Origin of the sequence: [Limnothrix rosea] IAM M-220, assembly GCF_001904615.1 — a bacterium.
Taxonomy (GTDB): domain Bacteria; phylum Cyanobacteriota; class Cyanobacteriia; order Cyanobacteriales; family MRBY01; genus MRBY01.
Window position 1 is genome coordinate 51,764 of the sequence record NZ_MRBY01000001.1, and the last position, 15,774, is coordinate 67,537.

A 15,774-nucleotide genomic window follows, 5' to 3' on the forward strand; every position below is an offset into this window, starting at 1 on the left:
TAAATGTATTGCCTGCGGTATTAGGTTGCATCTTAACGGATTGCGTCCCTTTAGGGCGATCGCCCTGCACCTTATACCCAAAAAGCTTGTTCTAGCCGACAGGTAAGCGATTATATTTCAAGAAAAATCCGACAAACAGTAATCCCACAATACCCAGAGTGCCCAACCCAACCCAACTAGGCACCCAAAAAACCACATCAAGATGATTCAGTTGCCCCGGTTGTAATGTCCAGATCAGGCGATCGCCCTCCTTGCGCGTCATCGCTTGCCCCACACCATCATGACTCACAACATTTGACCAGAGCGGCGTTTTTAAACTGACATCAAGATCTAGCAGAGAACCCGGACTAAGAATTAAACTACCTTGCTGGGACAGCACCCCCAAAGCTCTCAAATCCACATCGAGGGTGGCGCGATTCCGTTCAAAGAAAAGCCAGTTGCGTTGATCGAGCGCTAATGTCGATTTCAGCTGCACCAAATCAAGTTCATCAGATTGGAGATTTTGTCCTTCTGGATTGAAAAAGCGATTAAACTTTTCCACCATGTCGTCACCATTATTAAATGGGATTCGCACATCCAGTTCTTGCTGAGAAATGCGCTTCACCGAGCCGTGCAAACTTTTTGCCCGTTTTTCCACACTGCGGAGCCATTTCCGTGATTCCTGCTGATTAAAGTTCGTGAACTCTTCACCGAGGCGTAAATGCTGATGAATTTCGCCATGGTGCTGATGGTCAAAGGCAATTTCGACATCATAATCCACACAGCCGCCCAGAACTAAGACACAGACTAGGCAGGTGAAGACAAAGCGTAGAATCGGATTTCGCGTAAGGGCAACCATAGCTCGCAGTGAAGGAAAAAAATTATCAGTCTAGACTTCCAAATTCTAAACCTCCCGCGACGCAACTCCTAACTTGCCAAATAACATCGACGGCATTAGGGCGCTACCACCCACCCATTCCCGGCGATCGCTAAGATCGATTAAGTGATCAAACGCTTCAAAAATACTACCTGCCACCATCGTATTTTTTAGACGACCAACGATTTCACCATTTTCGACTTTGTAACCGAGGTCGAGGTTTACCGAAAATTCGCCAGCTAATTGGTTCGATTGTCCCGCCCCTAAAACTTGATCGACAATGACACCCTCTTTCATATCCTTAATTAAATCTGCGAGGGGTGTTTGGCCAGCACCCATACAAAAATTCACCATGTCAGGGCTGGGACGAGATAAGCCACCCCGGAAGCCATTGCCTGTCGCTTCCGCATTACCGCGGGCTGCCCACTGGCGATCCCAATAGAACTGCTGCACTACGCCATTTTTAATAAAGGTTTTTTTGCTGGTGGGTGTGCCTTCATCGTCAAAGGGACAAGCGGAAACGCCAATGGTCGGATCTTCGTAGATAGTCAGCACATCACCAAAGAGTTTTTCGCCTAGTTTGCCAGCGAGGGGCGATGCTTTTTGGACAACGACTTGACCGGACAAAATGGTGTCGAAGAGTCCGCCAATAGTACTCAGGGCAGCGCGGGGTGTGAAGAGAACGGGATACTTGCCACTACTAATACTCGCTGTCTTTTCGGCGTTGGTATATTTCTCGATCAGTGTCGCTAAAATCTTGTCGTAATCAGGTTCGCCGTTTTTCGCGACATCGTAGCCGTATGCTTGCAGAAAATCTTCACCCTGTACTAAATTTCCACCAAGACTAGCACTCACAACCTTACTGTTGCGCTCACCGTACACACCGCCAGTGGTAGCAAGTTTCGTTTGACCAGAACGAATGTGAAAGCCTGCGCTAACTAAAATGTCGCTGTTGTAGCTGTGAACTTTCTCGATGAGCTCCTCACCAACTTTGACGAGCTTGGCGGTTTCGGGCAATTCGTAATCACTTTCGGGAACGACTTCTTTAAAATTTTTGGCAAATTCAAAATCGACGGGATCGCCAATCTCTGCGGTGGCGATCGCCGCATCAACGACAGCTTCGAGGCGAGTCAGGTCAGTAGAGCTCGCAAACCCAAGTTTGCCATTGACAACCACGCGTAGAACAACACCCTGAGTTGCTTTAGTTTCGAGGGACTTAAGGCGATTATTTTCAAAATCAATGGGAGTATCGCGACTGCTGCGATAGTAAACCTCCGCTTCAATACCCTTTTTTTTAGCGAGATCTAAAATTTGCTCGACGACCATAAGTTTCTCGATAATATTTGCCGTCAACTATTGTAAAAGATTCTGAATTATCGACGGCGACATTGCCTTATCTGGCTGGGTAGTAATGTGACATGATCCGGCGTTTTTGCGTAATTAAATTATTGGTATTAGTGGCCATGATGTTAGTGGGTGACTAATGCGCCGCCATGGCGTTGTTGGGCGATTTCTTCAGCCCAATAGGTCAGTTGATACCAAGTATGGATATCGAGCTGCCCGGTGGCTGATACCTCTAGATATTGCTGTAATCGCAGTAGGGCGCGCTCAGTTTTGAGGTTGAAATGGCCATCAAGGGAACCATTGTAAAGGCTTAATTCTTTGAGAATGATTTGGAGACGCTGGACATCGGCACCGTTGTCATGGAGTTTGAGATCACAGTCCGGCTCTAGGGCTTGAATGGACATGAGGGCGATGGGGGAAAGGCGGAGTAATTGCTTCGGCATGGTCTTGGTTTGGCAGAAAAGAATTGTTGAATGGAAATGGTTGAATGGATGAATTAACTTCATTGTCGGGCGATCGCCGCTCTAGCTCAGTGAGATAGGCCAAAGATTGGTGTCTGTTTGATCAACGCCAACCCTTGGGCGAAAACACGTAGATCACCGGATGAAAAACCCTACTTAAAGTGATCTTGCGCACAATGTACAAAAGCCACGTAAGGGATCTGCTTTGATTAGTCATGGCCTTTATGAAGATTCCGGTAAGTTTTAAAAAAAATATCCTCCAATTTCCAAGGGACTGAAGGATAAGCACGATGTTTAAGGAAAAAATAAATTAAACAGTCAAGTCATGGCTCAGGGGCATCTAACACGCCTTAAAACCATCACAGCGTTAGTCAATGCCACTCTTTCTGAGTGGGTGGTGAAAGACTATTCACCGAAAGCTCGCCACCTGTTGTAGGCCAGTCAAGATAGATGAATGTTTTTTTGTCTATGGGTGGCGATCGCCCCTTAATCCGGACGTAGCAAACGATAAAATAACCGTCCTACAATAGAAGGCTAAGCAAAACCTCCCACACCACCTTCCCAATGCTCTCAGAAATTACTGCCCTCGCCGAAAAATTAGCACCCCGCTTGATCGAAATTCGTCGTCATTTACATACCCATCCAGAGCTCAGCGGGGAAGAATACCAGACAGCAGCCTATATTGCTGGGGTGCTTTCTTCAACGGGCATTCATGTGACGGAATCTGTAGGAAAAACGGGGGTTGTAGGCAACTTACCGGGCGTTACGGCACAACACAATACCCTCGCCATTCGAGTGGATATGGATGCCCTGCCGATCCAGGAATGTAATGACTTTGAGTTTGCCTCGGCGAAACCGGGAGTTATGCATGCTTGCGGCCATGATGTCCATACGACGGTGGGCTTGGGTACGGCGATGGTGTTGTCTCAACTACCGGAGGCGATCGCCGGCAATATTCGCTTTTTATTTCAGCCCGCCGAAGAAGTCGCCTTAGGCGCAAAATGGATGGTAGAAGCCGGTGCATTAAAAAATACCGATGCAATTTTAGGGCTACATGTTTTCCCCACCATTCCGGCCCAGTCAGTCGGTATTCGTTATGGCGCACTCACCGCCGCTGCCGATGATCTCGAAATTTTCATTTACGGCGAATCAGGCCATGGTGCACGACCCCACCAAGCCAAAGATGCCATTTGGATCGCATCCCAAGTGATCACAGCTCTACAGCAGTCCATTAGCCGTACCCAAAATCCCCTACGACCCATTGTGCTCACCATTGGACAAATCCAAGGCGGCAGGGCCCCCAATGTGATTGCCGACCAAGTACAAATGACCGGAACCGTGCGATCACTCCATCCCGAAACCCACGCCAACTTACCCGAATGGATTGAAAATATCGTCGCCAGTATCTGCAATACCTACGGCGCAAAATACAAAGTAAATTATCGACGAGGTGTTCCTTCCGTACAAAACGATTTTCACCTCACCCAAATCCTTGAACGAGCCAGTCGCGAGGCCCTCGGCAATGAACATGTGCAAATTTTGCCTGAACCTTCCCTCGGTGCCGAAGATTTTTCTGTTTACTTAGAAAATATACCCGGCACAATGTTTCGCCTCGGTGTCGGTCACCAAAACCGCCTTAACTATCCCCTACACCATCCATTATTTGATGTGGACGAAAGCGCTATTCGTACTGGTGTTATCACCCTTGCCTACACCGCTTATAAATATTTCCAACAGTCTGAAGCAAATCATGAGGAAATATAGAGAATAGGGGAAATAACTGCCGATCCCTTAGCAAATAAACAAAACCTAATCCCCATGGCTTTTGATAAACGCGCAATTCGTAAACTTCACCGCAGCCTAGTGCCGATTATGGTTGCACCACTCATCATTACAGTGTTGTCGGGCACATTATTCCAAATCGCAGCATTAACGGGTCGAGCTGTTGATTTTATTTGGCTCCTCAAGCTGCATAAGGGCAATTTGGGTTTTATTAATTTAGAAAAAATCTATCCCTTTCTCAATGGTTTTGGGTTGTTGTTATTAATTGTGAGTGGTGTTGTTATGTGGTGGACTACTCGGCCAAGAAAGCGGCAGAGCACTTGAAACTTGATAGGATTGTGACATTCGCAATTGATAGTAGGGTATGACCATTAAAATTGCCCATTTAGGCCCGGCTGGGACAAATGCAGAAGCGGCAGCGTTTACTTATCAGGAGTGGTTACAGTCGCAGCAGCAACAGGATATAGAGCTTATTCCTTGTCAGAGTATTGCCCAGAGTCTATACACTTGGGCACAGGGCGAGGTGGATTTAGCGGTTGTGCCCATCGAAAATTCTATTCAGGGTTCTGTGGCAATTTCTTTAGATCTGGTATGGGAGTTGCATCCTCTATCAATTTGCCATCAAATTATTTTGCCAATTCATCATGCCTTAATTTCCTTTGCCCCTGAAATTTCCCTGATAAAAGAGGTGCATTCCCACCCCCAAGCTTTGGCTCAATGTCAGCGTTGGCTAGAAAAACATATTCACCATGCGCCTCTGATCGAAACGAAATCAACGACGGAAATTTTGCAACATCTTGAGGCTCGACCGGAAATTGCGGCGATCGCCTCCCCTAGAGCAGCCCAACTTTATCAGCTCCCCATCCTCGCAGACACCATTAACGACTTTCAAAAAAACTGCACCCGCTTTTGGGTTCTAAGTAAAACGCCCCAGTCAGAAGGAGAAGTGATTTCCCTTGCCTTTACCCTGCCCGCCAAGATTCCGGGTGTCCTAGTTAATGCCTTGGAAGTTTTTTCTCGACGCAATATCAACCTCAGTCGCATTGAGTCTCGCCCAACCAAACGATCTCTGGGAGAGTATTTATTTTTTGTAGACCTCGACGGTTGTCTCAGTGACGAAGCCGTCAAAAAAGCCCTAGCTGAACTACAGACCCATACAGAAATCCTCAAAATTTTCGGCAATTATCGCACTATTCCCCAAGCGATACTTGCGTGAAGGTTTTGTAAATAAATTCAGGTTTTTCCCCGTCTAAATTCAGAGAGTAAGGTAACAAAGGAAATAATTCTACCTAATGGAAGCTAGGTGATAAGAAATCAGGTAGATGTTAGTTTATCCAAGTCGATATTGAAAACATCCTTGAAAATCAAGGGCTTATATTCTCAAGTCAACGGTTTTCATCGGATCAAGCCATTTTATTAAGTAAAAACGTAAATGACTAAAATCTCCGTATAAATTCTAGATTTAAGATTTTGTAAGGTCTTTGAGCTACTTAAGTTCTGTATAAAAGTCGTAGTACCCCGATTGAAAATCGACTTTTTGCTTTACAGAGACCTCACTGCTTTGTTTTCTGTCAAGCCATAAAATTTAACGTAAGTACCTATGCCATTGAAACTATATTTCAAGTTTCTATTTTGCTTGGCATTATTGGATTTAGTTTGATTTTTTATGACTCTTTCTCACAAAATTATCGCTGTGGCGATCGCCTTTTTTCTACTCATTGGTTGTACACCCCAGCCCCAAGAAAAACAGCCTATTATCACAATCCTGCGATCAGCAGAGTTGACCCTAGAAAAGCCATTACCTATTCCCAAAGAAGAGCCAATATTGACCGTAACTGGCAAGATTCAGGCCGTAAATCAAGGAGATCAGCTACAGTTTGATCGGCCAACGATTGAAAAATTGCAGCTCATTCAATACGAAATTTTTGATTTATTCGAACGAAAGAATGTTACTTTTGAAGGCGTTCTATTAAATGATTTGATGGATCTCTGGCAAATTAAACCAGATGCTACATCTTTAGAAATTACAGCCCTAAACGATTACACTATTACTGTGCCCATTCAAACAACTCGCGAAATTCCGATCTTATTTGCACTAAAGCAAAACGGTGTTTATCTCGAAAGGAACTATCGAGGCCCTGCCATGTTGATTGTGCCGCCCTTCAACGAAAAACCAGAAATAAAAATACCAAGGCAGGATTTTTGGATATGGCAGATCGAGTCAGTTTCGGTCTACTAAGGTAAATTCCTATGCTTTTGTTCTGTCCATGGCTCTCGACACACCTGTGAAAACATGGATTTTTCAAACTAAAAATATCGGCAAGGTGCTCATTGGGATCTTGGGCTTGGCGACTTCTATCTCTGCTCTAGTGCTCACCGTCCTGTTTCGGGAGATAGATAAGAATAACCCCTTTGACGATTTTGTTCTCAGTGAGACCGTGCACTCTATTGGTCAGTTGGGGCGTGAAACCTTACGACTACAAGTTTTACTGGTCTCTCTTTCTGAACAAAGTGAAGTGAGTCTGCTGCAACAACAATTTGATATCCTCGAAAGCCGTGTACGTATTGTCACTATTCAATCTGACTATTATTCCCTCTCGCCATCAGCCCGTTTAGAGCTACAAATCTATATAGACAATTTAGACTTTGTGTTGTCCCACAAACCGGACATCCTTGCTAAATCTATTACTCCCCAAAAATTAGAGTCGATTACAACACTGTTAGCGGAGATGGAAAAAACTGCTCATGGGATCTCAATTGAAAATCAAAGGTATATTCAAAGGCAGCAAAAGTCATCTGCTCTTTTAAAAAAAAGACTATTTGTTTTATTAGTTGTCACCTATTTTTCTTTGCTATTTCTTGTGATCACCTTCTTTGCTTTTATGATCAAATTTGTTAAGGAACGGCAAAAGACTTTGGCAATTTTAAATTCAAGTGAAGAGCGTTATCAAAAGATTGTTGAAAATGCGGAGGAAGGAATTTGGGTCTTAGATCCATCGAAGAATATTGTTTTTTTAAATTCAAAGCTAGCGCGTCAGTTTCAGACAAAAAATGGTGAACTTTTAAATAAAAATGCCCTTGATTTATGTGCATCTGAGGAATTTAAGGTGCTTTTTAAGGAGAAGATTTTAGAGCTTACGGTGGCTGGTGCAGTAAGTTTTGATATTTGTCTAAAAGATCGTGAAAATAATCGGTTATGGTTTTATGTCAATAATACTTTTATTGATTTTTATGGTGATGGCGAACAGTATATTTTGGGCTTGCTCACGGATATTACTAAGCGAAAAAAAATTGAAGAGGAGCTTAAAATGCTCAATAAACGATTAACTCACCAGGCCAATGTTGATGAGTTAACGCAAATTGCGAATCGTCGGTATTTTAATCTTTATGCTATTCGGATGTGGGAGCAGGCTATCCGTGAGAAAAAAGCTTTATCTTTAGCTTTGGTCGATATTGACTTTTTTAAAAAATATAATGATTACTATGGGCATTTGCAGGGAGATATTTGTTTGTTTCAAGTGGCGCAGGTGATTAGTGGGGCTGCTCAACGTGGAGATGATCTTGCTGCTCGCTATGGGGGGGAAGAGTTTGTGCTTTTATTGCCTGGGACGGATCAGCAACAGGCGATCGCCATCGTGACAGAAATGCAGGATAAATTAGCGGCTTTAAAGTTAAAGCATCAGTGGCGTGATCTTCAAGGAACTGTGACTCTGAGTATTGGTCTGGTATCGGGTATTCCACAGGAAGCGGTGTCTCTGGAGAAGGCTTTAAGTTTAGCGGATAAAGCGTTATATCAGGCGAAACATGATGGACGGAACTGCTACTCTGCTTTGCAATTTTAAAGTCTTGAAACGTAATTTTTCGATGGGTTGAAAGGTGAGTGGGGTTAGCTTGTAAAGAAAAATCTAGTGGCGATCGCCTTTGCATTTAATGGGCTATCGGTCTAATTGATTGGACTCTTGATCAACAGTAATGGGAGACTCAAGGGGCTACCAAACTCTCGTTTATCGTTCACCTTTCTTTAGGTATATTTTTGATTGTTCTAGATTCATTTCTAGGGAAATAATTGCCTTTTTTTGACAACATAAACTTGAGCTATGAGCTAGCATGTATAGAGGCTGCGATAGTGAAGGGGCAATCGTTACCCCGATCGGTTGCTAATTCTCTAAACCTTAAAAATACACTCTACAAATAGACAGCAAAGTTAAGAAAATATAAAACTAGCTGATTTAGGACATCTCTACTTTATCTATTGATATCTAATGTATGTTTGACAATCTACTGCCCCCTTTAAATGAGCATAATTTACCCTATCCCGACACCATTCATCCGATTGTGGTGCATTTTGTGATTGCGATGGTTTTATTCGCATTTTTTTGTGATGTGGTTGGTTATTTCACTGGTAACAAAAAGCTATACGAAGTGAGCTGGTGGAATATGTGTGTGGCGACGGTTTCGATCTTCATTGCTATTCTCTTCGGGCAAATTGAAGCGGGTTTGGCGATCGCCTACGATGCAGTTGCACCAATTTTAAATATCCACACTATTATTGGCTGGTCGCTATCGGGAATTATCGCAGCGATTACCGGGTGGCGATACGTGATTCGCTCCAAAACGCCGGACTCTTTACCCTCAGCATATCTCGGTATCAGCTTATTGCTCGTTTGCCTTGTCTTTTATCAAGTTATTCTTGGTGACAATTTAGTGTGGGTTTACGGCTTGCACACCACAGAAGTTGTCCAAGCAGCCAAAGATGGGCTGCTGTGATGTTTCTGGATTTTCTGCATCGCACTAATTTTGCATCGCACTAATTTACTGAAGCTATGTATTCTGACGCTATTCAACAATTAAACCTTGGAGCAAACGGTCTGCCCTACAGTTTGCCGCTCCATCCTAATCTGGTGCATCTCACCCTCGGACTGTTTATTATCGGCATTGCCTTTGATATTGTCGGTGTTTTTTATACCTTTGAACGACCTATTTTTAAGTACCTTGCGATCCCGGCAACTCGGTCAAATTTCTTTGATGTGGGTTGGTACAACATGGTGGCGGCTGCCATTATCACCTTTCCGACAGTAGCCGCTGGCTTCTATGAAATTTTGTTGGTCGATTCACCGCCGGAGATTAAAAGTGCTTGGAATCTTAGTGCGATTGACACAATGCTTTGGCATGGTGTGGGGGGGGTGTTGCTATTAACTCTAATCGTTGCCATGACGGTTTGGCGAGGCTTTCAGCGGTATGTGTGGCGTAATGACATGAGTCGTCAGGTGCAATGGTGGTATTTACTAGCGGGTCTGGTGATTATATTTATGATGTATGTCCACGGAACCTTAGGGGCACATCTTGCTGGTGAGTTTGGCGTTCACAATACGGCGGGTCATTTGCTGCGTCTTGGTGAAGATCCCAATGTGGTGTTGCGCTAGGAGGCAAGAAAGATTATGAAACCTAAAACAGTTATTTCCCTCGGTATTATGGCGATCGCCCTCGCGGTTTTGAGTTATTTCGTTGGGCAATGGTCGTATAGTTGGTTGCCGCCCCAAGCGTCAGCGGAATCGATTTTAGTCGATAAATTATTTAGTACTTTAGTGGCGATCGGGACATTTATTTTACTTGGTGTGACAGGGGTCATTACCTTTTCGATTTTGTTCCACCGGGCAGGACGCTACGATACCAGCGACGGCCCTCCCATTGAAGGCAATACCACCGTTGAAATTGTATGGACAGTAATTCCTTTTTTGACGGTGATTTATCTGGCGTATTTCAGCTATCAAACCTACCAAGCCATGAATATTCAAGCGCCGGGACATATGCACGGCGCGATTGATCCTGTGGAAAAAATGGCCGATACGAGCGCCACAACCCCCATGACCAATATCGAAGTGGAAGGGAAACAGTGGGCATGGACATTTCGTTATCCCGAAAAGAATGTCACTAGCACTGAACTGCATCTCCCAGTGGATCAACGGGCGCATTTTGTGCTGCGATCGCCGGATGTGATCCATGGCTTTTATATTCCAGCCTTTCGGGTGAAACAAGACATTATTCCCTTTGAAGATACAGATTTTGAATTTACACCGATCCGCGAAGGAAAATATCGGTTGCGGGATTCAATGTTTAGCGGCACATACTTTGCGGCAATGCAGGCCGATGTCGTGGTGGAATCCCAAGAGGAATTTCAGGATTGGTTGAACAACGCCGCTCGCCAAACCCCCACCCCTGCCCCCAACCAAGCCGCCAGTGAATATGCCCGTCGTCAACAAAAAGATGAACAGTTTGGCTGGAAAACAGTTCCGCCAGCACCAGCACCGATGGTGAATTTTCATTCGTGACCCCTTTTATTTGTAGAGGTTGACCATGGTCACCCCTACCAGATTCTCTTTTAAAAACCACTTTTATTTCGTTTCTAAACCATGACCCAAGCCTCACCTGAAGCCCTGCGAGACAGGGAATATCCCTTAACTTCCCTGCCCAACTGGCGCACATTTTTTAGCTTTAGCACCGACCACAAAGTGATTGGCATTCAGTACATCGTTACCGCTTTTTTCTTTTTTGTGGTGGCGGGAATTTTTGCCATGATCATGCGCGGCGAACTGATTACCCCAGAGCCGGATCTTGTTGACCGCACGGTTTATAACGCTCTGTTTACGATGCATGGCACGATTATGCTGTTCGGCTGGACTTTTCCAGTTTTGGCCGGCTTTGCAAATTACCTTGTGCCGCTGATGATTGGGGCGCGAGATATGGCCTTTCCTCGCCTGAATGCGGTGGCGTTTTGGATGGTTCCAGTGTTCGGCATTCTCTTTATTTTGAGTTTTCTCGCTCCCGGTGGCCCCGCTCAATCGGGTTGGTGGTCGTACCCGCCTGTGAGTGTCCAGAATCCTTCTGGGGTTTTGCTCAACGGCGAATTTCTCTGGCTGGTTGCTGTGGCTCTGTCGGGCGTGTCATCCATTATGGGAGCGGTAAATATTGTTACGACTATTGTGCGGATGCGTTGTGAGGGTATGGGCTGGTTTAAGACTCCAGCTTTCGTTTGGACGGTGATGGCGGCGCAAATTATTCAACTGTTTGGTTTGCCTGCGTTGACGGCGGGGGCGGTAATGTTGCTGTTTGACCTCAGTTTTGGCACAACATTTTTTGATCCTAGCCAAGGCGGTAGCCCAGTTCTTTATCAGCACTTTTTCTGGTTCTATTCCCACCCGGCGGTTTACGTGATGATTTTGCCCGTGTTTGGCATTTTCTCGGAAGTATTTCCGGTCTACGCCCGGAAGCCGCTCTTTGGTTATAAAGTAGTCGTCATTTCCTCGATGATTATTGTTGCCCTGAGTGCGGTGGTGTGGGTTCACCATATGTTTGCCAGTGGTACGCCGCCATGGATGCGGATGTTGTTTATGTTCTCGACGATGCTTATTTCTGTGCCGACGGGGATCAAGGTTTTTGCTTGGGTGGCAACGATTTGGGGCGGAAAGTTACGGCTGGATACGTCAATGCTCTTTGCGCTAGGCGGCTTGGTAAATTTCGTTTTTGCGGGTATTACAGGCATTATGCTCGCTTCTGTTCCCGTCGATATTCACGTGAATAATACCTATTTTGTGGTGGGGCATTTTCACTATGTGATTTATGGGGCGATCGTTTTTGGGATTTATTCTGGGGTTTATCACTGGTTCCCGAAAATGACGGGCAAGATGTATTACGAAGGTCTTGGCAAGCTACATTTTTGGCTGACGATGCTCGGTACAACCCTCAATTTTTTGCCGATGCACCCAGTGGGTTTAATGGGGATGCCCCGCCGCGTTGCATCTTATGATCCGGAGTTTGCTTTTTGGAATGTCTTAGCGAGTATTGGTGGTTTTATTTTGGGGATGTCCACGATTCCGTTTTTGCTTAATATGATTGGTTCTTGGATTAATGGTGAACAGGCTCCGGCTAATCCTTGGCGGGCGATCGGGTTGGAGTGGCTTGTACCTTCTCCGCCTGAACATGAAAACTTTGAGGAATTGCCTGTTGTCGTTGCTGAACCTTACGGCTACGGTAAATCTGAACCTCTTACAGAAAATTTGGGAGGTTAGGGAAAGATAGGGGCGATCGCCTCAATCTAAAAATTCAAGCCCTCTGGCTTCGCCATCTCCCAACAAATATTACTTGCTCCTAAAATCCTTCCTTGGGGAAAGTGCCCGAAGGGCGGAAGGGGTTTCGACAACTTACGCAATCCACGAAGAACCCTCCCCCAGTCCCTCCTAAGAGGGGAACTTTTAATTCTTAGATTCACGCAACTATTGTTATGACTGCCATTAACGAATCTCCAGTAACAACCAGCCACGAGCACGAAGAAGATAACCGCATGTTTGGGTTTATCGTCTTTTTGTTGTCGGAAAGTGTGATTTTTATTAGCTTTTTTGTCGGCTATATCGTCTACAAAACCACGGCAACAGATTGGCTTCCCGCTGGCGTGACAGGCTTAGAAATCCGCGAACCCGCCATCAATACCGTAATTTTGGTGTCTAGTAGTCTCGTGATTTACGTCGCCGAACGCTTTCTCCACAAAGAAAATCTCTGGGGATTTCGGATATTTTGGCTACTAACCATGGCGATGGGAAGTTACTTCCTATACGGTCAAGCAGTGGAGTGGCAAGGACTAGAGTTTGGTTTCACGTCAGGAGTTTACGGCGGCATTTTCTATTTGCTGACGGGCTTTCACGGATTGCACGTTTTCACTGGCGTGTTGTTGCAGGGCATTATGCTGGGGCGTTCTTTCTTGCCGAATAATTATGTTGGCGGGCAATTTGGCGTAGAGGCAACCTCTTGGTTTTGGCATTTTGTCGATGTGATTTGGATTATTTTATTTGGCCTAATTTATCTCTGGCAGTAGTTTAAAGCCGCTTTTCTTTTGCAAAAAAACTTTGAATGTGTGGTGTGTGAGTCATGATTATCGATGATCAAATTTATGACGTAATCGTTGTGGGTACTGGCGCTGGTGGCGGAACCATTGCCCGAAAACTGGCGGAGGCTGGCAAAAAGGTTTTGGTGTTAGAGCAGGGAGAATTTACGGAAAAGGAAAGCTCTGAACTGACGGAAGTTGAGGTTTTCAAAAAAGAGCAATATCACGCGCCGGAACAGTGGTACGACAAAGATGGTGAGCCATTTCATCCCCAAACTAGCTACTGCGTGGGCGGTAACACCAAGATTTATAGCGGTGTGTTGATGCGGCTACGGGAGCGGGATTTTGAAGCGGTCGAACATAAGGACGGCATTTCGCCAGCATGGGGTTTGAGCTACAACGATTTTGAACCCTATTACGCGGAAGCAGAAAAGCTCTATCAGGTTCACGGTAAAGTTGATGATGATGCAACGGAACCCAGCCACAGCAATGATTATGATTTTCCGCCCGTAGAACGGTTACCGCAATTAGATGCCATTAACCAGCGGTTTAAAGATTATGGTTTGCACCCCAATTATTTACCCATTGGCACTGGACAGGAAGGACGTACTGACTCGGAAGATACAGGGGTTAGTCCAGCGATACGGGCAGAAAACTCGAATCTCACTTTAAAAACTGGTGCAACGGTCACCTCCATCCACACGAATCCCTCTGGCAAAGTGGTAAAAGGAGTTCAGGCAGTTATCGGCGGCCAAGCTTTTTTATTTGCGGCGGATATTGTGGTGTTGGCCTGTGGTGCGATTAATTCGGCAGTGCTTCTCCTTAAATCTGCCAATGCGAAACATGAAAACGGCCTAGGCAATAGCTCTGGGTTGGTCGGTCGTAATCTGATGAAGCAATTGATGACGGTCATTGTAGAACAGGAACCGACCCTCGAAGACGGATTATTTCAGCGATCGCTCTACGTGAATGATTTTTATTGGGGCGATAAAGATTTTCCTTATCCCATGGGTCATGTGCAGGATTCGGGCGGGATTTTGCAGGATGTAATTTTCTCGGAATCACCGCCATTACTTTCTGTTGCGGCAAAGTTTTTACCAAAATTTGGACTCAAACAAATCGCGCGGCGATCGCTGGGCTGGTGGTTACAAACGGAAGATTTACCCGACAGTGATAACCGAGTCCTCATCAAAAAGGGCAAAACTCATCTCCACTACAAGGAAAATAACCTCGAAGCCCACGATCGCCTCCTGTACAAATGGCAGCAATTATTAAAGGCAGTAGATAAAGAATTTAAAGGAACCCACCCCTATGCGCGGATGCCAATTTCAGTGGTTGCGCACCAATGTGGAACCTGTCGTTTTGGCGAAGATCCGGCCAGCTCTGTCCTCGATCTCCACTGCAAAATGCACGACCTCGATAATCTTTACGTCGTTGACAGCAGCTTTTTCCCATCTAGCAGCGCCACTAGCCCAATGCTTACTGTCGTTGCCAATGCTCTCCGGGTCGGCGATCGCCTCCTTGAACGGCTGTCATAAAAATTAAATATTTAAAACTCATCAAGACCAATTTTCCTCATCAAGAGATCGGACACTAAACAATCAAGTTGAGAGGAAAGTATATTTAAGTCTGTTTTGTCACTATGACAGCCATTGTGAACCAGCTGGCTTCGTACACCATAGCAATGTGAAAGAAACTTTCGTGCTGGTATCCCTCCATACTCTTTATCGGACAGAAAGGTATCTGATAATCTTTTTAATCCTTGACCTATAGATTCTTTACGAAGCCATTTTAGAGTTCCTCGAATGGAGTTTTTTTCATGTTTGCAGATTTCTGAATCATGAACTATTTGTTGTAGCTGATCAACTAATTTTTGAACATCATCTTGCCTGTCTTTCAATTCAAGCAAACTTTCTATAGAGAGAACTAAAGTCAAGAATTTAGAGCGCATTGATTTTTCATAATGCGACGAACCATAAAGCTCGAAAGCCAACCTATCTTTTTGGTTCAAATTTGGAGACTGATTAAGTAGAGAAAGTATTTCTTCTCCAAAATCCTGACTTGTCTTCGGGTCAACTACACCTGATGCACTTATGGTCATAGCAGTAGATGGCAAGTCATCGGGAATAACACATAAACCGTGAACATTATCTACTAGTCTTAAGTTGAATTTCTCAGCCATCATCTGCTTGAGGCTATCTGCCCAAGTACCACTTGCAATATCGTGACCAACATCGATTCCTAAACGCCATTTTGCACCAAGAACTAAGAGACAATTTTTGAGAGACTGACCAAGTTCTAAAGCTTCTTGCTCGGATTCGAAGCCACCAGCAGAAAAAATAAATTCAGTAGCATTACTCATTGATTCTTCGTTTGGCGAGACCAATAGCAAAGGCCGCTGTTGTGGTAGAAAAAATTCTAATCGATGCGATTCATGTTGAATTTTGCCGGGGAAA

Annotated in this window: 15 protein-coding genes; 11 read left to right on the forward strand and 4 right to left on the reverse strand. The window is 44.9% G+C overall.

Going from position 1 to position 15,774, the window contains the following annotated elements:
• Positions 1–91: 91 nt before the first annotated feature.
• The 3 genes from NIES208_RS00735 to NIES208_RS00745 form a co-directional block, all read right to left on the reverse strand.
• Positions 92–838 carry a DUF3153 domain-containing protein gene (locus NIES208_RS00735; protein WP_075888707.1) on the reverse strand — a complete coding sequence of 249 codons (747 nt, stop codon included), beginning with the start codon at positions 836–838 and terminating at the stop codon, positions 92–94.
• Between the two features lie 45 nt (positions 839–883).
• On the reverse strand, positions 884–2,182 hold the full coding sequence (locus NIES208_RS00740) for a TldD/PmbA family protein (protein WP_075888709.1): 1,299 nt from the start codon (positions 2,180–2,182) through the stop codon (positions 884–886).
• A 143-nt stretch (positions 2,183–2,325) separates the two neighbouring features.
• Complete coding sequence (locus tag NIES208_RS00745; RefSeq protein WP_075888711.1) at positions 2,326–2,643, reverse strand: peptidoglycan-binding domain-containing protein; 318 nt, start codon at positions 2,641–2,643, stop codon at positions 2,326–2,328.
• Between the two features lie 582 nt (positions 2,644–3,225).
• On the opposite strand from NIES208_RS00745, the gene NIES208_RS00750 reads away from it, so the two are divergent.
• The 11 genes from NIES208_RS00750 (at position 3,226) to NIES208_RS00800 (ending at position 14,856) form a co-directional block, all read left to right on the forward strand.
• On the forward strand, positions 3,226–4,425 hold the full coding sequence (locus tag NIES208_RS00750) for a M20 family metallopeptidase (protein WP_075888713.1): 1,200 nt from the start codon (positions 3,226–3,228) through the stop codon (positions 4,423–4,425).
• 54 nt (positions 4,426–4,479) lie between these two features.
• Positions 4,480–4,767, forward strand: a complete 288-nt coding sequence (locus NIES208_RS00755; RefSeq protein WP_075888715.1) for a hypothetical protein — start codon at positions 4,480–4,482, stop codon at positions 4,765–4,767.
• A gap of 40 nt (positions 4,768–4,807) precedes the next feature.
• Positions 4,808–5,659 (forward strand): prephenate dehydratase, encoded by an 852-nt coding sequence (pheA, locus tag NIES208_RS00760; RefSeq protein ID WP_075888717.1) that lies wholly within the window; start codon positions 4,808–4,810, stop codon positions 5,657–5,659.
• A 450-nt stretch (positions 5,660–6,109) separates the two neighbouring features.
• Positions 6,110–6,682, forward strand: a complete 573-nt coding sequence (locus NIES208_RS00765; protein WP_075888719.1) for a putative pterin-binding protein — start codon at positions 6,110–6,112, stop codon at positions 6,680–6,682.
• A gap of 28 nt (positions 6,683–6,710) precedes the next feature.
• Entirely contained in the window at positions 6,711–8,285 is a 1,575-nt protein-coding gene (locus NIES208_RS00770; RefSeq protein ID WP_075888721.1) for a sensor domain-containing diguanylate cyclase, read from the forward strand.
• A 424-nt stretch (positions 8,286–8,709) separates the two neighbouring features.
• A complete protein-coding gene (locus NIES208_RS00775) occupies positions 8,710–9,210 on the forward strand; it encodes a DUF2231 domain-containing protein (RefSeq protein ID WP_075888723.1) in 501 nt (166 codons plus the stop codon).
• A 56-nt stretch (positions 9,211–9,266) separates the two neighbouring features.
• Positions 9,267–9,866 carry a DUF2231 domain-containing protein gene (locus NIES208_RS00780; protein WP_075888725.1) on the forward strand — a complete coding sequence of 200 codons (600 nt, stop codon included), beginning with the start codon at positions 9,267–9,269 and terminating at the stop codon, positions 9,864–9,866.
• Positions 9,867–9,881: 15 nt separating this feature from the next.
• Complete coding sequence (locus tag NIES208_RS00785) at positions 9,882–10,772, forward strand: cytochrome c oxidase subunit II (RefSeq protein WP_075888727.1); 891 nt, start codon at positions 9,882–9,884, stop codon at positions 10,770–10,772.
• Positions 10,773–10,853: 81 nt separating this feature from the next.
• Positions 10,854–12,509 carry a cytochrome c oxidase subunit I gene (gene ctaD / locus NIES208_RS00790; RefSeq protein ID WP_075888729.1) on the forward strand — a complete coding sequence of 552 codons (1,656 nt, stop codon included), beginning with the start codon at positions 10,854–10,856 and terminating at the stop codon, positions 12,507–12,509.
• A 212-nt stretch (positions 12,510–12,721) separates the two neighbouring features.
• Positions 12,722–13,309, forward strand: a complete 588-nt coding sequence (locus NIES208_RS00795) for a cytochrome c oxidase subunit 3 (RefSeq protein ID WP_075888731.1) — start codon at positions 12,722–12,724, stop codon at positions 13,307–13,309.
• Positions 13,310–13,362: 53 nt separating this feature from the next.
• On the forward strand, positions 13,363–14,856 hold the full coding sequence (locus tag NIES208_RS00800) for a GMC oxidoreductase (RefSeq protein ID WP_075888733.1): 1,494 nt from the start codon (positions 13,363–13,365) through the stop codon (positions 14,854–14,856).
• A gap of 11 nt (positions 14,857–14,867) precedes the next feature.
• Here NIES208_RS00800 and NIES208_RS00805 read toward each other — a convergent pair whose 3' ends face one another.
• Positions 14,868–15,680, reverse strand: a complete 813-nt coding sequence (locus NIES208_RS00805) for a HEPN domain-containing protein (RefSeq protein ID WP_075888735.1) — start codon at positions 15,678–15,680, stop codon at positions 14,868–14,870.
• Positions 15,681–15,774: the final 94 nt, after the last annotated feature.